This window comes from Sedimentitalea sp. (assembly GCF_039973035.1).
Lineage (GTDB): Bacteria > Pseudomonadota > Alphaproteobacteria > Rhodobacterales > Rhodobacteraceae > Sedimentitalea.
The window spans coordinates 58889-79266 of the sequence record NZ_JBDWLR010000090.1 but is presented as its reverse complement, the minus strand read 5'-3'; the positions used below and the strand labels follow the sequence as shown (position 1 = coordinate 79266).

The following is a 20378-nucleotide window of genomic DNA, read 5'->3' as shown; positions in this document are numbered from 1 at the left end:
CATTGTCTGCCCTACGGTCTATCCGATGGATTTTGATCTGTCATGTAAATTTGATCAAATTATTCGCCAGCCCAATGAACAGCCATGCCACCCGGGCAGTTTTAGGGCATTTCCTACGTCGTGAGCAGGCAGGATTAGCGGATCAGGGTCAGCCGCATCGGCGGGCGGGCACGGCGTTCTGCCGGCAGATGCCGATTGAGACGTTTGCCGATGAGCCCGAACACCGACACGATGACCAGCGTCACTAGAATGAAATATCCGGCAAGGATGGGGTAGGGCACGAACGGGTTGAACGTCTTGTCCGCGAAATAGCTCGCGTAATAGAGCGCGTCGCCGCGTTGCTGCCACGCGGGAAATCCGGAAAAGAACACCAGTGTCGTCGCGTGAAACAGAAAGATAGCCTCGTTGGTATAGGCGGGCCATGCCAGCCGGAGCATTGTCGGCCAGACAATTCGCCGGAAACGTGGCCACCCGGTCATGCCATAGGCGTCGGCGGCTTCGGTGTCGCCTTTGGGAATCGAGCGCAGCGCACCATAGAAAATCTCGCCGGTATAAGCCGCCGTGTTCAGGAACAGAACGATCAGCGCCCCCAGCCACGCAGCGGTAAAGGCACCAAAGGCAGGGTTGGCGCTCTTGAGACTGAGAAACAGGAAGTAGGCAAAGAAGAACTGAATGAACAACGGCGAACCACGGAACACAAAGATGAACCATTCCGCCGGTTTGCGGACCCAGCGATTTTGCGACCCTTTGGCGACGGCCAGCCCTGTGGCCAGAAAGAACCCGATGGTCAGGGCCATGACGCCGAAATAGACATTCCAGATCATCCCCGACCCGATCAGGGTGGCTTGTTCGCACAGGGTAAAGCCTTCGCGCGGCAGGAGGCGCTCGCCAATGCCGATCGAGCGCAGGCCATAGTCGTGGATGGTTTGTAGACAGCTCGACATCAGGCGGCCGCCTTTCGTTGTGCTTCTCCGCCGGCGGTTGCCTGCCCATGTGTCAGGCGCTGCATCAGGCGTTCCAGCACGATTTCGGAGACGCGGGTGAAGGCGAGATAAAAGATCAGCAGGAACAGGAAATACCACATGCGCCAGTCCCCATGCGGATAGTTGGTGAACTTGCTGGTCTTGGTGCCACCCAGTTCCCGCGCCCAATAAACGATATCCTCGATCCCGAGCAGGAACAGCAAGGGCGTCGCCTTGATTAGCACCATCCAAAGGTTTGACAGACCGGGCAGGGCGAACACCCACATCTGCGGCACCAGCACCCGCCAAAAGGTCTGGCGGTGCGTCATGCCATAGGCCTCGGCGGTTTCGAGTTGCGCGTTGGGCACGGCCCGCATGCCACCGAACAGGACATTGGCGGCAAAGGCGCCAAAAACGATGGCAAAGGTGAATACAGCGAGGAAAAAACCGTAGGTCTCGTGCAGGTATTGCGGCGCGTTGCCGAGCGGCATCTTGGCGGCCTGACAGACGACAAAATCCGAACCTTGCCGGATCGGTTCTTGCCAATCCGGACACAGAACCTTGTGACGCAGATATTCGACAGCCTGATCCAGCGCGATCACGAAAAACAGGAAAAAGGCGATGTCGGGAACGCCGCGCACGATCGCGATGTAAATCTTGCCGAGCCAGCGAAGTGGTGCGACCCGCGATCTTGCGGCCATTGCACCAAGAAAACCGAAACCAAGCGCAACAGGCGCTGTGATCGCCAACAGCAGCAGGACCTTGAAGAAGGCCACGTAGAACGACATATGCACGCCGGTCGTCAGATAGCACGAGAACCAGGCAAATGTGCCGAGCGTTTCAGGATCGCTGCAATAGGAAAACATGAGATGCTTTGGGTCCGGGGATCAGGCCCGCCGGGATGGCGGACCTGATTGCCACTGTTTAGTAAGTTGTGGTGTCGTCGCCGAACCACTTTTTCAGCATGGTATTCAGCGTGCCGTCTTCTTTCATCGAGGTGATCGCGGCATCGAACTTTGCCTTGAGCTCTGCGTCGCTCTCGCGCAGGCCAAGACCGATTCCGCCGCCCAGAGGCACTTCGTCACCAACAAACGTCAGCTCACCACCGGATTCCTCGACCAGAGGCACCAGATAGTCCTTGTCGGCAAAGACCGCGTCGGCTTCGCCGTTGCGGACGGCGGCCACGGTTTCTTCGGGTGTCGCGAATTCAACCAGTGTTGCGCCGCTTTCGGCGACATGGCCGGCCTGAATGGTTGCCGTTTGTGCGGCAACGACGCCACCGAGCACGTCAACGTCCTCAGACGCTCCGACATAGGCAGAGGCCGTGGGCGGGTAATAGTTCTGGGTAAAGTCGATCACTTCTTCGCGTTCGTCGGTGATGCTCATCCCGGCCATGATGGTGTCATAGTTGCCGGAAACGAGGTTGGGAATGATCGAATCCCAATCGTTCTTGACCCATTCACAGGTCAGTTCGGCGCGCGTGCACAGCTCGTCACCCAATTCACGCTCGAACCCATCGACTTCGCCAGCGTCATTGATAAAGTTATACGGAGGATAGGCACCCTCAGTCCCCATGCGGATGGTCTTGTCTTGGGCAATTGCCATTCCCGCGGTTACTGCGAGAACGGCTGCGCTCAGGATCAAATTCTTCATTTAGAGTACTCCCTTAGTTTTTTTATTTACGCAGCGTGGGTTGCAGACAGGAACCCGCGCAGGCGTTCCGATTTGGGGCTCCCGAACAGCGTGTCCGGTGGCCCTTGTTCTTCGATCAGGCCCTGATGCAGAAACACGACATGGTCGGATACGTCATGGGCCAGCTTCATATCATGGGTCACGATCAGCATGGTCCGGCCTTCGCGGGCCAAATCCTTGATGACCTTGACAACTTCCTGTTCCAATTCCGGGTCCAGCGCCGAGGTGGGTTCGTCAAACAGCAGCGCCTCGGGCTCCATGCACAGGGCACGGGCGATGGCGGCGCGCTGTTGCTGACCACCTGACAGTTGCGCCGGATAGACATCACATTTGTCGCCGATGCCCACTTTTTGCAGATATCCGCGCGCGGCCTCTTCGACCTCGCCCTTGGCACGTCCCAAAACGGTGACGGGCGCTTCCATCACGTTCTGCAAGATCGACATGTGGGACCACAGGTTGAACTGCTGAAACACCATTGACAGGTTGGTGCGGATGCGGATGACCTGCTTTTGGTCCGCAGGGCGGCGATGATGGGCGTTGCCTTTCCAAAGGACCGGCTCGCCCTTGAACAGGATATCGCCTTGTTGGCTGTCTTCCAGCAGGTTGGCGCAGCGCAGCAGGGTTGATTTCCCGGACCCCGATGACCCGATCAACGATACGACATCGCCGCGTCGGGCATTGATATCAACGCCCTTGAGCACTTCGAGCTCGCCATAGCTTTTGTGCAGGTTGTTGATCTCGATGACAGATGGGGTGTCTTGCACGTGTGATCCGGTGTTGGGTACGGTGTTAGTGCATCAATAGGAATGAATTTTTTGCGCAATGCAATGCGCAATGCGGCAAAATCACCGCCGAACCTGTGGAAGTGACGGCGGGGAACCTGTTTTTTAATCAGGGCGAAGGCGGGTTTGGAACCGTCAGATAGGTGTGCGTCGGGATGTCGATCAACCCTTTGATGTGCAGCGCTGCACGGTCATCGGGTGCCAATTCAACAATGGCTCTGCGGACGGCGGCGGCGATAGACGCGGTGTCGCGACCCTGCGCGGTGATCAGGGGCAGGCCGGGGGTTGGTGTGGTTGTGGCGATGACCTTCAGCCGCTTTGCAACCGGGTCGTGGTCCTGCAGCAGGGTCCATGTCACCACGTCAAGACCAGCCATGTCTGCCACGTCATCGGCAACCGCCTTGGCCGAGGCGGCATGTGCGCCAGTTTTGATATGTTCAGCAAACGCGACGCCCAAGGCATTCAGATACGTCATTGGCGCCGCCCAGCCCGATTGCGACATCGCTTCGTTATAGGCAAAGCGGCCACCTGAAAAATCATGCAGACGATCGCCGGGTGCATCCGCGCGCACCACAAGAACGGAATTGTAATGCCCCGGCGGACATCCGACCATACCGTAGTCCGGCGTTCCAACCAAGGCGACAGTCTCGTGCAAGCGTGTTCGATAGGGCATGCCGCAGGTTTGTGCGAGCAGCAGTTCCGGCGACTGCCACAGTACCCAAGGGTCGATGTCTCGGGTCAGCCGTGAAGGACCATATCCCAGATGCGCATGGATCCGCGCCCAGAACCGGTCATTTGCTGTTTGAACCGCGGGCATGTCATACATGCCCAGCGATGCAATCATGACTTTTCGGCGTGTTGTCGTGCCATCGCGCTGTCGACGTCGCTAACTCCCAGCAGGTTTGCGACCAGCCGCAGCACTGCATCCTCTTCCTGGGCGCGTTCGCCATCGGCCAGCACGACGGTCCACAGCGATTGAACAACCGAGCGACGATCCTCGTAAGGCACCGCGTCCTTGATCGCGCGGGTGAAGCGGACGGTATCGGGTGCCTCGGATTCGAGCGTTTCGGCCTGTCCGCGAAGTTGTGTGGCTTCAAACGGGGATAAGCCATAGCGATCCGCAGTAATGCGGTCGATCCGGGCAATCTCTGCACCCGAATAGTCGTTATCTGAGCGTGCGACGCGAACCAATAGGGCGGTCAAGGCCAGCCGGGCGTCCGTATGGGCGAGCGGCTCGGGTTCCGGCTGTGTCAGCCGTTTCAGGAAATCACCAAACATGGCTCAGATATAGGCAAAGGTCACGGGAACGCAAACCCGAGATTACCGGGACGGTCAGGAAATTGCGCGATCGCCCTGTTCAACCTTTTCGCGTGCCGCCTTGCTTTCAAGAAAGCTGAGACCCATCGCCTTGCGGGCACTTTCCAGAACGCGCAGTTCGTCTTCCTTGGGGTTGCCATCAGCCAGAACCACTTCCCAGAGCGCATCCAGCGCGGCCAGACGTTCTTTCAACCCGGTGGTTTCGCGGATCAGTTTGGCAAACGTGTCGGTCTCGGGGGCTGCCGCATGCAGTTTCTCGCAGGTTGCGCGAATTTTCGCCGCCTCGATCGCGTTATGTTGAAAGAGCCGGGCCAGAATCCGGTCAATCAGGCTGATTTCCTCGACCTGATAGTTCTGATCCGACTTGGCAACGCGCACCAAAAGTGCCCCCAAGGCCAGTTCGGCATCGGGGTCAGGAAGATCTTCGGCATTGTTGGCGCGAAACGCGGCAAATAGCTTGTTCAACATTGTGAAAGATTATCCGGTATCGCGGGGTTCGCCAAGAGAATCCTATCCGTCATAGCCTTCGATGACGACAAGATCGCCAGTCGAGACCGGATCGCGAATATCTTTGGCGGCCTGATAGGCGGGACTTTCGTAACAGGCCAGAGCGTTTTCATAACTGTCAAATTCAATCACCACAGTGCGTTTTCGGGCTGTGCCTTCGCGCACTTCGCGTTGACCGCCGCGCACCAAAAACCGGGCCCCAAACTCAGCGAACGGAGCAGCATTTACAGTGACGTATGTTTTGTAGGTTTCCATGTCGTCCACGTCGACATGGGCAATCCAGTACCCTTTGGCCATTGCCGGCTCCCTTGCGCTTGCATCGCGCTGAAATTCGCCCGGTTTGCCGGTACATGCAATACGGGAAACGACGGGGATGGTCACCCAATGGAACGCAGGAGCAACCCTCCGGCAATTAGCGCGATCACCAGACCGGCGAAGATCTCGACAGCAGGCAGCAATCGTGCGGCCAGCCCGCCGTTTGCCAGCGACGCGACCAACCCACCGCGCATTCCGACGGCACCCAGCCCAACAGCAATCGTTATGGTTGCGGTGCCAAGCGCCATGGCAAAGGCTCCGGCGATTCCCGCCAGTGGAATCCCCATCTGCCAGGTGATGATCAACACAAAGAGCGCACCGGTGCAGGGGCGGATCGCGATACTGCCGATCAATGCCAGCACTTCGGTAATTGACCGGGCGCCAGCGACTTCTTCGGGCGTTGGGCCGTGTCGATGTCCACAAGAGCTGCATGCGCCGTCGTGATCGTGGTCGTGATGATGGTCATGATCGTGATTATGATCCACGGTAGAGGTCCGGACATGGCGAACACCGCGCAGGATCAGCCATCCGCCAATCAGCGCGATCGCCCCATAAGAGACCGGTGCCATGAAATCCTCGGTCAGGCCGACCATCTGTTCCCGGCCGAGCGATAACAGCAACACACCAGCGTAAACCAACACAACTGCAGTCACCGCCTGTCCCAGCGAGGCGGCAAGCCCGATAGCGGCCAATCGTAGAGCCGCGACTTTGCGGCCCAGCCCGTAGCCTCCGAGCAGCACCTTGCCATGTCCCGGTCCGACAGCGTGAAAAAAGCCGTAGGCGAAACAGGCCGTTAGCAGCACGATCAGAGACCCTTCGCCGCCGCCACGCAGATCGCGCAGGGTTCGGGCAATCTGGTTCTGGAAATCACGCTGCTCCGCCGCAGCCATTGCTGCGATCTGATCAAAGCCGCCGCCGACCCAAAGCCACAGGGCGTAGGCCAGCGCCAACAGGACCGGAATGATCAGGAAGCGGGACATGACACGCGAATCTCGGTTGCAAACCTGCCGCCGATCAGGGGGATTTCATTTTCCTCGAGATCTGCATCGGCGTTGATCGTCAACAGCATTTGCCGCATCTGCTCCAACTCGCCATCAATGTCAGGGGCGATCTTGTCCAGCGTGCAGGTCGATGCCGGCTCGATCTTTACAGGCAGCGTCACATCATATGCGGTGTAATAGGTTTCATCATATGCAAGCAATGACAGGACGTGCCCGGCGAGGCTTGGCGTACCCTTGACCTGTCGGACGTGGGTCGTGGTGATGCGTCCATTGCGAAGGATCGCGGTCGGCACTTGCGGCCCGGACAGTTCGAGCGGGGCGTCATCAAGCAGCGCCACCAGATCGCCGTTGAACCCGGGAGTCCAGTTCATGTCGAATCCGGTCAAAAGGGCGTTGTCTTCGTCGGTCAGCACACCGTCGAAATCCTGATCAATCTTCAGGTCTTCGGTGATGAGCAACGAATAATATTCGTCATAGGTCCACGTGATTTTTACGTGTGACAGCGCGCCTGCCTCGTCCATGGTGATCTCCACCCCCGTATCAACAAAGATATGGGGATGCGCCAGCGCGGGAAAAGGTGTGGTACACAGCAGGATGGCCAGCAAACGTTTCATGACCAGAACCTAGTCTGTCGGTGGCAGCGCGGCAATCGAATAGCAGCGGCGATCAGGTCAGACCAACCGTGATGTTTCCTTGGCGGCGCGCACAAAGTCGGCAAACAGCGGATGCGGTGCAAACGGTTTTGATTTCAGTTCGGGGTGGAACTGCACCCCGATGAACCAAGGATGATCGCTCCATTCGACGATTTCCGGCAGACGACCATCCGGGGACATGCCCGAAAACTGCAATCCGACCTCTTCGAGCTTTTCGCGATACTTGATATCGACTTCATAGCGGTGCCGGTGACGCTCTTCGATATGGGTGGTGCCGTAGACCTCGGCCACGCGCGAGCCCTCTTTGAGCGTGGCGTCGTAGGCGCCCAACCGCATGGTGCCGCCTTTGTCGTCGCCTACCTTGCGTTCGACACGCTGGCTGCCCTGCACCCATTCCTTGAGGTGATAGACCACGGGTTCAAAACGTTTCTTGCCGGATTCGTGGTCGAACTCCTCGGAGCCGGCGGTTTTCAGCCCGGCAACGTTTCGCGCGGCCTCGATCACCGCCATCTGCATACCCAGACAAATGCCCAGATAGGGCACCTTGTGCGAGCGGGCGAATTCGGCCGCCTTGATCTTGCCTTCGGTACCGCGCTCGCCAAAGCCGCCGGGGACCAGAATGGCGTGGAACCCTTCAAGATACGGGGCGGGATCCTCGGTGTCGAAAATCTCGGCATCGACCCACTCCACCTGAACCCTGACCCGGTTGGCCATGCCGCCATGAGTCAGCGCCTCGGCAATGGATTTGTAGGCATCTTCCAGCTGGGTGTACTTACCAACGATAGCCACCTTGATGGTGCCTTCGGGATTATAAATGCGATCGGCGACATCTTCCCAACGGGCAAGATTGGGTTTCGGGGCAGGGGTGATGGCAAAGGCATCAAGTACCGCCTGATCCAGCCCTTCCCGATGATAGGCCAGCGGTGCCTCGTAGATGGATTTCAGGTCCTGCGCCGCGATCACCGAATCCGGGCGCACGTTACAGAACAGCGCCAGCTTTTCGCGCTCTTTCTCGGGGATCGGCCCCTCAGAGCGGCACACGAGAATGTCAGGCGCCAGACCAATACTGCGCAATTCCTTGACGCTGTGCTGGGTTGGCTTGGTCTTCAGCTCGCCACTTGCCTTGATATAGGGCAAAAGCGTCAGGTGCATGAAAATGCACTGGCCGCGCGCACGGTCCTGACTGAACTGTCGGATCGCTTCAAAGAACGGCAGGCCCTCGATGTCACCGACGGTGCCGCCGATTTCACACAGCATGAAATCGACCTCGTCCTCGCCAATGGCGATGAAATCCTTGATTTCATTCGTAACGTGGGGAATGACCTGAATGGTTTTGCCCAGATAATCGCCGCGTCGCTCCTTTTCCAGCACGGTGGAATAGATGCGTCCGGAGCTGACGGAATCGGTGTTGCGGGCGGCGACACCGGTAAAGCGTTCGTAGTGCCCGAGATCGAGATCGGTTTCCGCACCATCATCGGTGACGAACACCTCGCCATGTTCAAACGGGCTCATCGTTCCGGGATCGACGTTGAGATAAGGGTCCAGCTTGCGCAACCGAACCGAAAATCCGCGCGCCTGCAAGAGCGAGCCAAGTGCAGCCGAAGCCAGCCCCTTGCCCAGAGAAGACACAACACCGCCGGTGATAAAGATAAAACGCGCCATACTGTTGGCTGCTCCCGTGACTGTCGAATTTCAGAGTCGCATCGGCTCAAAAAACCGATGCATCACGGGAGTTCACCCATACAGGATTCGCCCGTCATGCGCAAGAGAACCGCAAGATGCTGTTACGGTTCTCCGAGTTTGGTCAAGGTATTGTACGTGGCCGGGTTAGTCGGCTTTGGGCACCAGTGGGGCGTCGCTGCCTTCGCTTGGCGGCAACAGGTCCTGTGCATCCGGCAGGGCCGGAACAGTTTCCTCAGCTGCAGGTGCAGAGCCGCCCAGCCGGTCGATGACCGATGTGCCTGCCGCCTTCTGTGCCGCCAGAACGGTCAGCGTGATCGAGGTGCAGATAAACGCAATCGCCAGGATCCAAGTCACCTTGCCGAGTGCCGTCGCGGCTGCGCGACCGGAGATCGCTCCGCCGCCACCACCGCCCATTCCAAGCCCGCCGCCCTCAGAGCGTTGCAACAGCACGACTCCGATCAGGCCAAGGGCCAGTATCAGGTGGACGATAAGAATGACATTTTCCATGAGGACCTGCGGCGTAGGGCGTTTGTATCGGGGGGTATGTAGGCAAGAATGCCGAAAGGGGCAAGGGACGATCTGGGGGCTGGACAAATCACGGTCAGGGCGCTCATGTTGAGTTCATGCCCCATGACCATTCTCACGACGAACATCCTCATGCCCTGTTGCCGTCTGACCCTGCGCTGCGGGTCAAGGCGCTGGAGACTGTGCTGACACGCAAGGGATTGATTGATCCCGAGGCGATCGACGTGCTGATCGACCAATTCGAGAATCGCGTCGGCCCACAGCATGGCGCGCGCGTGGTCGCGCGGGCCTGGAGCGATCCGGACTTCAAGGCGCGCATCCTGAACGACCCGATGCCCGACCTGATCGAGATGGACATGACCGGTGGTCAGGGCGAGCATGTCGTCGTGGTCGAGAACACCGAACAGCAACATAACATGGTGGTTTGCACCCTGTGCAGTTGCTATCCATGGCCGTTGCTGGGTGTGCCGCCTGCCTGGTACAAATCTGATACTTACAGATCCCGCGCCGTGCGCGAGCCTCGCAAGGTGCTGGCCGAGTTCGGGGTAACGTTGCCCGAGGGCACATCGGTGCGCGTCTGGGATTCTACGGCCGAGGTTCGGTACTTGGTTTTGCCGATGCGTCCACCCGAAACCGAGGGGCTGTCAGAGGCCGACCTCGCCAAATGGGTCACACGCAATTCCATGATTGGCACCGGCCTGCCAGAGGCACCGGCATGAGCCGCATTCATGATATGGGGGGCCGCTATGGCACTGGCCCCGTCGATCCGGGTCAATCGGATGACGCGCCGTTCACCGCCGACTGGCAGAAACGTGCACATGCGGTCACAACCTTGTCGATGCCATTGGGCCAATGGAACATAGACATGCGCCGACATGCCCGCGAACGGCTGGCGCCCAAGGATTACACCCGGTTCACCTATTATGAAAAATGGATTGCCGCTGTCACTGATATGCTTGTCGCGGGGCAGGTGCTTTCAAACGCTGATCTGACGGGCGACGAAACGCCGGCCCTTGATGAGGCTATCACGGCCCGCAAGGCCAGCGCCGATCAGGTGCGAGCGGCAGCAGGCAAGCGTTTCCCTTATACACGCGAGACCGAAACCAAAGCAAAATACGCGCCCGGCGATGCGGTTATGACACTGTCCCACGCGGGCAACCGGCTCGTTGACGGGGGGCACACCCGGCTTCCGGCATATGCCGTAGGGGCGCGCGGGCGCATCCTATTGAGCCACGGCGAGCATGTGTTTCCGGACAGCAACGCGCATGGTCTGGGCGAAGCGCCTCAGCCGCTTTACACGGTGGTGTTTCCGGCTTCTGAACTTTGGACGCATCCGGAACACCCCGATGACGAGGTCACGCTTGATCTCTGGGAAAGCTATCTGGAGCCGGCATGACATCCCGGCCAGATCCCGCTTTTGCCGAACCATGGCATGCACAGGTGTTTGCCTTGACCGTTCACCTCAACGAATCCGGGCGTTTTACTTGGGCCGATTGGACCACGCGTTTCGGGGCAACCTTGGCGCGGCATGGCCTGAACCGCGAGCTGGATGGTGGAAACGACTATTTCAACGCGTGGCTCGAAACGCTCGAAACGTTGCTGGCCGAAGACGGCAGCGCAGAACGTACAGAGGCGGAACAGATGCGTGCAGCCTGGGAACAGGCCTATCTGACCACGCCGCATGGCGCGCCTGTACGCCTGACGCGCTGAGTTCTGCCGCCTGCGGCGAATTTGAGGTTTCGCTGCCCGCACACCGCCGCTATACCGGCGCGGGTTTCATATACGCATAGAAGGAACGGGCATGGCCAATGTCGTTGTTGTCGGCGCTCAATGGGGTGACGAGGGAAAAGGCAAGATCGTGGATTGGCTCAGCGAGCGGGCCGATGTGATTGCCCGGTTTCAGGGCGGCCATAACGCGGGCCACACGTTGGTCATCGATGGCGAAGTCTACAAACTGCACGCGCTGCCGTCGGGTGTGGTGCGGGGCGGCAAGTTGTCGGTGATCGGTAATGGCGTTGTCCTTGATCCGTGGCATCTGCTGAACGAGATCGAAAGCATCCGCTCGCAAGGCGTCGTGATTACGCCCGAAACCCTGATGATTGCGGAAAACACACCGCTGATCCTGCCATTCCATGGGGAATTGGACCGCGCGCGGGAAGGCCAGAATTCGGTTGCAAAAATCGGCACGACCGGGCGGGGCATTGGACCCTGCTACGAAGACAAGGTTGGCCGCCGCGTGATCCGCGTTGCCGATCTGGCGGATGATGCGACACTGGCGCTGCGGGTGGATCGGGCGCTGGTCCACCATAACGCGCTGCGGTCGGGTCTTGGCCTAGAGGCGATTGATCGCAACGGGCTGATTGCCGAACTGAAGGAGATTGCGCCCAAAATCCTCGAATTTGCCGCGCCCGTCTGGAAGGTGCTGAACGAAAAGCGCAAGGCGGGCAAACGCATCCTGTTCGAAGGCGCACAAGGCGCGTTGCTGGATATTGATTTCGGCACATACCCCTTTGTCACATCATCCAACGTGATCGCCGGACAAGCCGCGACCGGCACCGGTATCGGCCCGGGATCGATCGATTTTGTCCTTGGTATCGTCAAGGCTTACACCACCCGCGTGGGTGAGGGGCCGTTCCCGACGGAACTGGATGACGATGATGGTCAGCGTCTGGGCGAACGGGGCCACGAATTTGGTACCACTACCGGGCGCAAGCGGCGCTGTGGCTGGTTCGATGCATGCCTCGTGCGCCAGACCTGCGCCACCTCGGGCGTGAACGGCATTTCCCTGACCAAGCTCGACGTGCTGGATGGGTTTGAAACGCTGAAAATCTGCGTGGGATACGAACTGGACGGCCAGCGGCTGGATTACCTCCCGACCGCCGCCGACCAGCAGGCACGGTGTGTACCCATCTACGAAGAGATGCCCGGCTGGTCCGAGAGCACTGAAGGCGCACGCAGTTGGGCAGACTTGCCTGCTGCCGCAATCAAATATGTGCGCCGGGTGGAAGAACTGATCGAATGCCCGGTTGCGCTCTTGTCGACCTCGCCCGAGCGGGACGATACGATTCTGGTCACTGACCCGTTTGCCGACTGACATGACCAAACCCGCAAAACCCGGTCTCAGCTACAAGGCCCGTCGTCGATGGGCCTTGGTGATCCTGCTGGTGGGGCTGCCGATCTACATCATGGTCGCGGTCACCATCATGAACAGCCTGAACCGCCCGCCCATTCTGGTCGAGTTCCTGATCTACATCGTGCTTGGGGTTGTCTGGGCGCTGCCATTCAAGTTTGTTTTTCGCGGGATCGGTCAGGCGGATCCGGACGCAAAACGGTTCGATGACGATCCGCGCTGATCGGCAGAAATCGAAATTTTGCGAATGATCATGTCGCATTCAGCGCCATCGAACTGCAATTTTCGCGGTGAAAAAATGCTTGCGCTCGCGTGCGAATCTGTGGCGCCAAAGTTCTAGGCATCGTGCTGAATTATTTAACTAACTGAAAAATATGAATTTTTCCGAGAGGCGATTTGCAGCGTGACAGCTTCAAAAAGCGGCATTTGTCATATTTTTGTGCCATTGCCTTCTAAACACGCAAGAATCACGCCCTGATTTCCGACTGTTGCGCCTATAGTCGCACCTGAAAGACATCAACAATGACTCGCGCGTTCCGATCAGAAGTCGGCCTTGGTGATAGCCGGGGGGCAGTCTTTTCCGAACTCTGATCACCGTCGCGGATGCGCGGACTGGAGGTATTACATAATGACGGCAAAATTAGTGGTTGGCGTTGACGGACACGGTTCAGGCGATCGCGCCTTGGACTATGCCCAGCAGCTCGCCGGCAAGATCGACGCCTGCGAATTGCTCGTGGTGTATATTATTGAATGGTCTCCCTATTCGTTCCAGACACCCGAGGAAAACGAACAGCGCCACAAACGGCGCGAAAAGGAAATCGCGATCGCCCAAGAGCGAATCATCCAGCCTGCAGTCGAGAAATTGACCAAAGAGGGGCTTAACGCACGGGGCATCGTGCGTCACGGCAATGTGGCGGATGCACTGAATGAGGTCGCGGTCAAAGAGAAGGCGGAGCAGATCATTGTTGCGCGAGCGAGCGAACGCAGCCTGTCTCAGCGGATATTTGGCAGTTCAACGGCCAACCTGGTGATGGAAGCCAGCGTCCCAGTCACCGTTGTCGGATAGAAGGATCTTCATATGAAACGCGCAGTTACAACAGCGCTGTCTGCTGCGACAGCAATTGGGTTGGCGGCTCCCGCCGTCGCTCAGGAAGCCGTGACGCTGGACCAAAAGGTAAACGCAGCCTTTGCCAGTGCAACCGGTCCCTTTGTCAGCCTCATCTTTGCCCCGCTTCCGGGAACGAACTTTCCATGGATCGTGCTGTGGCTGGTGGTCGCGGCCTCGATCTTTACCCTCTATTTTGCCTTCGTTCAGTTCCGGTTCTTCGGACATGCGATTTCGCTGGTCAAGGGCGACTATTCCGATCCCAACGACGCGGGCGAGGTAAGTCACTTTCAAGCGCTCGCAACGGCTTTGTCCGGTACGGTCGGGCTTGGTAACATCGCCGGCGTTGCGGTGGCCGTTGGCATCGGCGGACCCGGTGCAACGTTCTGGATGATCCTCGCCGGCCTTTTGGGCATGGCGTCAAAGTTCACCGAATGTACGCTGGGTGTGAAGTATCGGAACGAATATCCTGACGGTTCGGTTTCCGGTGGCCCGATGTACTATATGTCCAAGGGGTTCAACGAACTTGGCCTGCCGGGTGGTAAGATCCTTGCGGTCCTGTTCTCGATCTTCTGTATCCTTGGTGCACTTGGCGGCGGCAACATGTTCCAGGCCAACCAGGCGCATGCACAGATCTCCGGGATCGTTGGCGACTATCCGGGCTGGATTACGGGTGTAATCTTTGCCGGTGTGGTGTTTGCAGTGATCGTAGGCGGCATCAAGTCGATCGCCCGCGTGACCGAAAAAGTTGTGCCATTCATGGGCATTCTTTACGTCGGTGCTGCGGTGATCATTCTGATCGTGAATTTTGATCAGATTGGCTGGGCCTTTGGCCAGATCTTCGCCGGTGCCTTTACAGGTCTGGGCGTTGCAGGCGGTATGGTCGGAGCGCTTATTCAGGGCTTCAAGCGGGCGGCGTTCTCGAACGAAGCTGGCGTTGGTTCTGCGGCGATTGCCCACTCGGCGGTCCGCACCAAGGAACCGATCACCGAAGGATTTGTATCCCTGCTCGAGCCGCTGATTGACACAGTTGTGATCTGTACAATGACGGCTCTGGTGATCACCATCTCCGGTGTTCAGCAAATTGATCCGGCAACAGGCCTGTTCATTCTGACTGAAGACGGCAGCATGATCGCGACCGAAGGCGGTGTTCAGGGCGTTCAGTTGACCTCGGCGGCCTTTGCGTCCGGGATCAGTTGGTTCCCGTTTGTGCTGGCGATCGCGGTGGTCCTGTTTGCCTTCTCGACGATGATCTCTTGGTCCTACTACGGTCTCAAGGCGTGGACCTACCTGTTCGGCGAAGGCAAGGTGACAGAACTGATCTTCAAGGTGATCTTCTGTATCTTCGTTGTCATCGGTGCGGCTGCGAGCCTCGGGCCAGTCATCGACTTCTCTGATGCGGCAATCTTTGCGATGGCTGTGGTTAACGTCTTTGCGCTCTATTTCCTGATGAAGGTCGTGCGCAAGGAACTGGCATCCTACAGCAGCCGTCTGGCATCTGGCGAAATTCACAAGTTTACACACTGAATTTCGCTGGCGGGCTGCAATCGCAGCCTGCCACGATCTAGAATAAAAAACGGCGGCCTATCATGGGCCGCCGTTTCCTGTTTGGGACTTGGGCCTGTTACCCGGTGGCGTGCTTGGCTGGACGAAATCCAATATCATCGGATGCGGTGAACCTCCCACCGCCCGCTTCCTCAATCTTGCCATCACGCAGCAAATCGCCAAATGAACGCAGGCTGTCCTCGCGGTCATAGGCGGTAGCGCCATCGATCTGGCGCAGTTTGCTCATCAGCTGAGGGCGCGAGAACTGTTTGCGGCCTTCGACGAAAGACAGGTAGGCCGCCGCCGCCTCCAGCACATCGGGCATTTCGGTGATGCCATTTTCCCGGACAAATTCGGCAAAGGCCGTGTCGCTGCCTGCTGGTACCGCGTCATATTCGGTCGTCGCCGCGTAGACACGACGCGGGCGCACGGGACCACGGCGTGCAGCGCTGTCTTCGACGTCGATCCGCTGCTCCTGCACCAGTTTCAATGGGGCGTTCTGAACTTGATCGGTCGGGCGGCCAGGGCGCTTAGGCGCCGGGCGTGACGGTTTGACGACGCTGGCGAGATCGTCGCGATACACATCATCAGAGTCTTGCCTGCCGCCTGAGCGGGTTCCACCTGCCACGGCTGCGGCAGCACGCAGATGGCTGTAGGTGTCTCGCGACGTCGATGATTCTGGCTCATCCATCCTTGCATCGGCGGTCGCCATCAAGCGCGCGAGTTCATTGCCGCCCAGCAGAAGCTTGTTCTTTTGCGAATGGGGGGCTGTGGATTGCTCTGCGACCTCATGCAGATCTCCTGCGGCCAGTGCGGCATCGATATCCGCACGTTTGACCTTGACCACTTGCGGCGTATCCGTTGTTGCCTCGGCTTTTCTGGCAGAAGTCCCGTCAGAAATCATTTCTTCCGGCTTCAAAAGGTAGGGAATCAGGTAATCCTCCTCTGCCTCTGCCTCTGCCTCTGCCTCTGCCTCTGCCTCTGCCTCTGCCTCTGCCTCTGCCTCTGCCTCTGCCTCTGCCTCTGCATTTGGGGGAGTGTCTTCGGTTGCCGAAATGGTGCCGAGCACTTTTTCCATGACCGCGTCTTCATCGGGGTCCGCTTCAGTCACGTGTTCTCTCTGAGAGGCCGGCTCATCAACCTCGGCAGCAATTGGCTCCTCTGTCGCAGCAGAGAACTCCGCTTGATCCGCCGCATCGTCGGCTGGCGTGTCATCTTCTGGCGCAGGCGCGGTTTCCGGTTCTGCCTGTTCCTCGCGAAGCGCATCGGTCATGTCGTCGGTGTAGGAGCCGGCAAAGAACTCTTCGACCGTGTCCACATCTTCGGGCTGGTCATCGTCTTCGAGCTTTGCCGCGTTGCGCGCGACGACGGCGCGAAGCCGTTGCAGCTTGGCAGAGACACTGTCGTCGGGAAGCTCCTCTGTGGCGTCTTTTGCCGTTTCGGCCTGCGGCTGATCGGGTTCTGAGACCTGCGCCATCACCTCGGCCAGACTGAGGGCTTCGTTTTCCCGGTCGCTGTGCGGGTCCGCCCGACGTTCCGATGCGCCGTCAGTATCGGGCACGAATTCGGCGTCTTCTGCCCGGAGCAGGATACTGCCACGCTCACTGGTGTGGATATCGACGGGGCGGGGTTCGTTGTTTTTGGCGATCCGCGCAAGATTTGCGGTATCGGGGAGCATTTCCTGTTCACCGAAATTGGGATCCGACGCAGACAGGGCGCGGAAATATTCGGTAATTTCCTTGAGTGTTCCAACGGAGTCGTCAAACCCCTCGAGCGTGCAGGAAAATGCACCGTAGGAAACCGTCAGAACTTTATTGTTGTTCGCCATGCTGCCCATCCTCAGAGAGTTGCCGCTGACCCTTACACAATCACTTGGTTTAATTTACCATACCGTGGGCGTCAAAAAATCGTCCGATTATGATCTGATATCATTATCTCTTTGTGGCCAGAATGTGTTCCCGCTCCAAAAAAGAGGATCAACTCACGCATGAATGATGCAAAAATCCAGAGCGACACCGGCGTTACGCTCGTTGGCGGAGGCGAGATTGGGCCCGAGGATATCTCGCTGGCGTTGCGTCTTGCGCCCTTGCTTGTCGCAGTGGATGGCGGGGCTTCGGTGGCACTAGACGGCGGGCATGACATTCACGCGGTCGTTGGGGATTTCGACAGTCTGAAGGCGCGCGATCGCGCGCGGATTCCTGCCGATCGCCTGCTTCGGGTCGAGGAACAGGACAGTACGGACTTTGAAAAGGCGCTGCGCAGCATCTCGGCGCCGGTGATTCTCGGGGTGGGGTTCCTCGGCGCTCGGCTGGATCATCAGTTTGCGGCGTTCAACGCGCTGGCCCGTTTTCCTGAAAAACCCTGCATCCTGATCGGAGAGACCGAGATCGTGCTGCACGTGCCGCCGGTGCTGGAACTGGAGTTGGCGGATGGCGACGTGGTGTCGCTGTTCCCGATGGCCGCAGTCAGCGGGCGGTCTCAGGGGTTGAAATGGCCCATCGACGGGCTTGCTTTGGCCCCCAACGGACGCATCGGGACCTCGAACCGTGCGACGGGTCGGACAACGCTGCAGATGGATGGACCTGGGCTTCTCGCAATCCTGCCGCGTCGGGCATTGGCGTCTGCTCTTACTGCGCTGGCAGAGACTCATCCTCGGGCGTCTGTCGGGCAATCGCCCGTGCGACGGCCTGCTCGCGCATGATCACATAAAGCCCTGCGGCAATCGTGACCATAATCCCAATGCTGGCTAACGTGTTGGGCAGGTCCCGGAAAATGAGCCAGCCGATAACCGTGGCGACGGGGATCTCGAGATATTGCATCGGCGCGAGTGTCGCGGCGGGCGCATAGCGCAGCGACCATGTCATCAACAGATGCGCTCCGGTCCCGAGCAAACCGATGGCCAAGAGCAAGCCCCATTCCGTCGCATTGGGTTGAATGAGGCTCAGGCCGGGCCACCCCGCAGCATTCCCGATCAGAATCGCAGGCAGCAACAGGATCGTCGCAATCACCCCGCTCACGGCCTGCAATCCGATCGGATCGGTCTCCTTGGCCAATTGACGGGTCACAAGCATGAAGAACGAGAAATTGACCGCCACGACAAGCGGCCACAACGCCGGCCAGCCGATTTCAGCAAAGCTTGGTTGAATGACCATCAGCGTTCCGATGAAACCGACGATGCAGCCGATCAGCCTGCGACTGCCGACCTCTTCGGACAGCACGAACTTGCCGAGCAACAACATGATGAAAGGCATGACAAAGGCAATTGCGACCGCGTCGGCGAGTGGCAGGTACTTTAGCGCAGTGAACATGGCGCCGATACCGGTGATATGCAGCACCGTTCGCACAATCGTCAGTGTCAGCACCCGCCCGCGCATTCGCCACAGTCGCCCGGTGAGATAGACAATCGGGATGAGCGCGATCGCCTGAATGGCAAATCGCACCACCAGCAGCTGACCAAGCGGGACCGAATGTCCAAGCAATTTCGCCACCGCATCGCCCATCGGCGCCACGATGCAGAAACCAAGCATCAAAAGAACGCCCAAGAGGGGCTGGTCGGTGGACATAGCAGTCACGCTAGCAGTGCCGAGAAATCATGCAAGGAAACGTTCTGGTTACCAAACGTTACACTGGATGGTGTCTCAGAAGTTGGCAGATATTCCGAAGTGATTGGCCGGAAAGCGAAATTCCGTGCCGCGTGGAAGACACGCTGCATCCGAAATTGGTGCCGCAAGACACGTTCATCGCGACACTTTTTAACAAAGCTCGCGCAATGCGCGAATCATTCGTTCAGCAGTTTGGGACATTTACCGCCAGCCCACCAAGCGACGTTTCCTTATAGCGTTCGCTCATATCTTCGCCGGTTTGCCGCATGGTTTCGATGCAGGCGTCGAGCGGAACCAGGTGCGTGCCGTCGCCGCGTAGGGCAAGGCTTGCGGCGGACACGGCCTTGATCGCGCCGAGCCCGTTTCGTTCGATGCATGGCACCTGAACAAGCCCGCGCACCGGGTCACAGGTCATTCCCAGATGATGCTCAAGCGCGATTTCAGCGGCGTTTTCCACCTGCTCGGGTTTGCCGCCCATGACGGCACAGAGTCCGGCGGCGGCCATGGCTGCGGCGCTGCCGACTTCGGCCTGACAGCCCGCTTCTGCCCCGGAAATCGAGGCGTTGAACTTGACCAACCCGCCGATGGCCGCTGCAGTCAGCAGGAAATCCTCGATATGCGCCGTGGATGCGCCCGGAACATGGTCAAGGTAATAGCGCAGCACCGCAGGCAACACACCCGCCGCCCCGTTTGTTGGGGCGGTTACGACCTGCCCGCCAGCGGCGTTTTCCTCGTTCACCGCCATCGCATAGACGCTCATCCAGTCGTTGATCGTATGCGGTGCGGTCAGGTTCATTCCACGCTCGGCAATCAGCGCATCATGGATGCCCTTGGCGCGCCGTTTGACGCTGAGCCCGCCGGGGAGAATGCCATCCGTCGTCAAGCCGCGATCTATGCAGCCGTTCATGACCTCCCAAATGCGCGCTGTGCCCGCTGCCAGCTGGTCTGCACCGCCGCGGGACAGTTCGTTTGCTCGCTTCATCGCGGCAATGGACTTGCCAGTTTGTCTTGCCATCTCGAGCATCTCGGCGGCGGATTTGAACGGGTGGGGGACCGGTGCGCCGGAATCAGTGTCCTTGCCAGCGGCAAGTTCATCCTCGGTCATCACAAACCCGCCGCCGATTGAGTAATAGGTCTGGCGCAACGTCACGTCGCCCTGGGCATCGGTAGCCATCAGGACCATGCCGTTGGCATGGCCCGGCAGCACATGGTCGTAATCAAAGATCAGGTCGGTGGCCGGGTTGAAAGACAGCTGGCCAAGCCCCTCGGGCGACATGCGATGTGTCGATTTGATCTCGGCAAGGGCAATTGCGGCGGCGTCGGCATCGTAGGTTTCGGGCCGAAATCCGGCGAGCCCCAGTATAGTGGCCCGATCCGTGGCGTGACCCACACCGGTAAATGCCAGACTGCCGTGCAACGATACCCGTAACCCGGCAAAGCCGAAGGGCGAGGCGCGCATCTGGTCGAGGAACCGCGCGGCGGCGACCATCGGACCCATCGTGTGCGACGAGGACGGTCCGACACCGATCTTGAACATGTCAAATACCGAAAGGAACATG

The 20378-nt window shown here is 58.8% G+C and carries 23 protein-coding genes; 8 read left to right on the top strand and 15 right to left on the bottom strand.

Going from position 1 to position 20378, the window contains the following annotated elements; translation table 11 throughout:
• Nucleotides 1-134: 134 nt before the first annotated feature.
• The 12 genes from ABJO75_RS23870 to secG form a co-directional block, all read right to left on the bottom strand.
• Complete coding sequence (locus tag ABJO75_RS23870) at nucleotides 135-944, bottom strand: ABC transporter permease subunit (RefSeq protein ID WP_348127643.1); 810 nt, start codon at nucleotides 942-944, stop codon at nucleotides 135-137.
• Complete coding sequence (locus tag ABJO75_RS23865) at nucleotides 944-1828, bottom strand: ABC transporter permease subunit (RefSeq protein ID WP_348127640.1); 885 nt, start codon at nucleotides 1826-1828, stop codon at nucleotides 944-946. Before ABJO75_RS23865 ends, ABJO75_RS23870 begins: the two co-directional genes overlap by 1 nt.
• Before the next feature lie 58 nt (nucleotides 1829-1886).
• A complete protein-coding gene (locus ABJO75_RS23860; protein WP_348127637.1) occupies nucleotides 1887-2615 on the bottom strand; it encodes a transporter substrate-binding domain-containing protein in 729 nt (242 codons plus the stop codon).
• 26 nt (nucleotides 2616-2641) lie between these two features.
• A complete protein-coding gene (locus tag ABJO75_RS23855; protein WP_348127634.1) occupies nucleotides 2642-3418 on the bottom strand; it encodes an ATP-binding cassette domain-containing protein in 777 nt (258 codons plus the stop codon).
• 127 nt (nucleotides 3419-3545) lie between these two features.
• Nucleotides 3546-4280 (bottom strand): PhnD/SsuA/transferrin family substrate-binding protein, encoded by a 735-nt coding sequence (locus ABJO75_RS23850; RefSeq protein ID WP_348127631.1) that lies wholly within the window; start codon nucleotides 4278-4280, stop codon nucleotides 3546-3548.
• Complete coding sequence (locus ABJO75_RS23845; protein ID WP_348127629.1) at nucleotides 4277-4714, bottom strand: TerB family tellurite resistance protein; 438 nt, start codon at nucleotides 4712-4714, stop codon at nucleotides 4277-4279. Before ABJO75_RS23845 ends, ABJO75_RS23850 begins: the two co-directional genes overlap by 4 nt.
• 54 nt (nucleotides 4715-4768) lie before the next feature.
• A complete protein-coding gene (locus tag ABJO75_RS23840) occupies nucleotides 4769-5221 on the bottom strand; it encodes a TerB family tellurite resistance protein (RefSeq protein WP_348127627.1) in 453 nt (150 codons plus the stop codon).
• A 42-nt stretch (nucleotides 5222-5263) separates the two neighbouring features.
• A complete protein-coding gene (locus ABJO75_RS23835) occupies nucleotides 5264-5557 on the bottom strand; it encodes a DUF1330 domain-containing protein (RefSeq protein WP_348127624.1) in 294 nt (97 codons plus the stop codon).
• An 80-nt stretch (nucleotides 5558-5637) separates the two neighbouring features.
• Nucleotides 5638-6555, bottom strand: coding sequence for a hypothetical protein (locus ABJO75_RS23830; RefSeq protein ID WP_348127622.1), 918 nt, complete (start codon nucleotides 6553-6555; stop codon nucleotides 5638-5640).
• Entirely contained in the window at nucleotides 6540-7190 is a 651-nt protein-coding gene (locus tag ABJO75_RS23825) for a DUF1007 family protein (RefSeq protein WP_348127619.1), read from the bottom strand. Before ABJO75_RS23825 ends, ABJO75_RS23830 begins: the two co-directional genes overlap by 16 nt.
• A gap of 57 nt (nucleotides 7191-7247) precedes the next feature.
• Nucleotides 7248-8891: a CTP synthase gene (locus ABJO75_RS23820; RefSeq protein ID WP_348127617.1), complete on the bottom strand. Its 1644-nt coding sequence runs from the start codon at nucleotides 8889-8891 to the stop codon at nucleotides 7248-7250.
• A 165-nt stretch (nucleotides 8892-9056) separates the two neighbouring features.
• Nucleotides 9057-9419: a preprotein translocase subunit SecG gene (gene secG, locus ABJO75_RS23815; RefSeq protein WP_348127614.1), complete on the bottom strand. Its 363-nt coding sequence runs from the start codon at nucleotides 9417-9419 to the stop codon at nucleotides 9057-9059.
• 116 nt (nucleotides 9420-9535) lie between these two features.
• Between secG and nthA the strand changes: the two genes are divergently transcribed.
• The 7 genes from nthA (at nucleotide 9536) to ABJO75_RS23780 (ending at nucleotide 15199) form a co-directional block, all read left to right on the top strand.
• Nucleotides 9536-10156, top strand: a complete 621-nt coding sequence (gene nthA / locus ABJO75_RS23810) for a nitrile hydratase subunit alpha (RefSeq protein ID WP_348127611.1) — start codon at nucleotides 9536-9538, stop codon at nucleotides 10154-10156.
• Complete coding sequence (gene nthB, locus ABJO75_RS23805; RefSeq protein ID WP_348127609.1) at nucleotides 10153-10833, top strand: nitrile hydratase subunit beta; 681 nt, start codon at nucleotides 10153-10155, stop codon at nucleotides 10831-10833. Before nthA ends, nthB begins: the two co-directional genes overlap by 4 nt.
• Nucleotides 10830-11147: a nitrile hydratase accessory protein gene (locus tag ABJO75_RS23800; protein ID WP_348127606.1), complete on the top strand. Its 318-nt coding sequence runs from the start codon at nucleotides 10830-10832 to the stop codon at nucleotides 11145-11147. Before nthB ends, ABJO75_RS23800 begins: the two co-directional genes overlap by 4 nt.
• A 91-nt stretch (nucleotides 11148-11238) precedes the next feature.
• Nucleotides 11239-12531 (top strand): adenylosuccinate synthase, encoded by a 1293-nt coding sequence (locus ABJO75_RS23795; RefSeq protein WP_348127604.1) that lies wholly within the window; start codon nucleotides 11239-11241, stop codon nucleotides 12529-12531.
• Between the two features lies 1 nt (nucleotide 12532).
• Nucleotides 12533-12790 (top strand): DUF2842 domain-containing protein, encoded by a 258-nt coding sequence (locus tag ABJO75_RS23790; protein WP_348127602.1) that lies wholly within the window; start codon nucleotides 12533-12535, stop codon nucleotides 12788-12790.
• Between the two features lie 405 nt (nucleotides 12791-13195).
• Nucleotides 13196-13633: a universal stress protein gene (locus ABJO75_RS23785; RefSeq protein ID WP_348127599.1), complete on the top strand. Its 438-nt coding sequence runs from the start codon at nucleotides 13196-13198 to the stop codon at nucleotides 13631-13633.
• Nucleotides 13634-13645: 12 nt separating this feature from the next.
• Nucleotides 13646-15199, top strand: coding sequence for an alanine/glycine:cation symporter family protein (locus ABJO75_RS23780; protein ID WP_348127596.1), 1554 nt, complete (start codon nucleotides 13646-13648; stop codon nucleotides 15197-15199).
• Between the two features lie 97 nt (nucleotides 15200-15296).
• Here ABJO75_RS23780 and ABJO75_RS23775 read toward each other — a convergent pair whose 3' ends face one another.
• Nucleotides 15297-17045, bottom strand: a complete 1749-nt coding sequence (locus ABJO75_RS23775; RefSeq protein ID WP_348127593.1) for a hypothetical protein — start codon at nucleotides 17043-17045, stop codon at nucleotides 15297-15299.
• Between the two features lie 159 nt (nucleotides 17046-17204).
• Between ABJO75_RS23775 and ABJO75_RS23770 the strand changes: the two genes are divergently transcribed.
• Nucleotides 17205-17918: a thiamine diphosphokinase gene (locus tag ABJO75_RS23770; protein ID WP_348127591.1), complete on the top strand. Its 714-nt coding sequence runs from the start codon at nucleotides 17205-17207 to the stop codon at nucleotides 17916-17918.
• Here ABJO75_RS23770 and ABJO75_RS23765 read toward each other — a convergent pair.
• Both ABJO75_RS23765 and ABJO75_RS23760 read right to left on the bottom strand, forming a co-directional pair.
• Complete coding sequence (locus ABJO75_RS23765; RefSeq protein WP_348127588.1) at nucleotides 17845-18780, bottom strand: DMT family transporter; 936 nt, start codon at nucleotides 18778-18780, stop codon at nucleotides 17845-17847. The genes ABJO75_RS23770 and ABJO75_RS23765 overlap by 74 nt on opposite strands.
• A gap of 223 nt (nucleotides 18781-19003) precedes the next feature.
• Nucleotides 19004-20377: an L-serine ammonia-lyase gene (locus tag ABJO75_RS23760; protein ID WP_348127585.1), complete on the bottom strand. Its 1374-nt coding sequence runs from the start codon at nucleotides 20375-20377 to the stop codon at nucleotides 19004-19006.
• Nucleotide 20378: the final 1 nt, after the last annotated feature.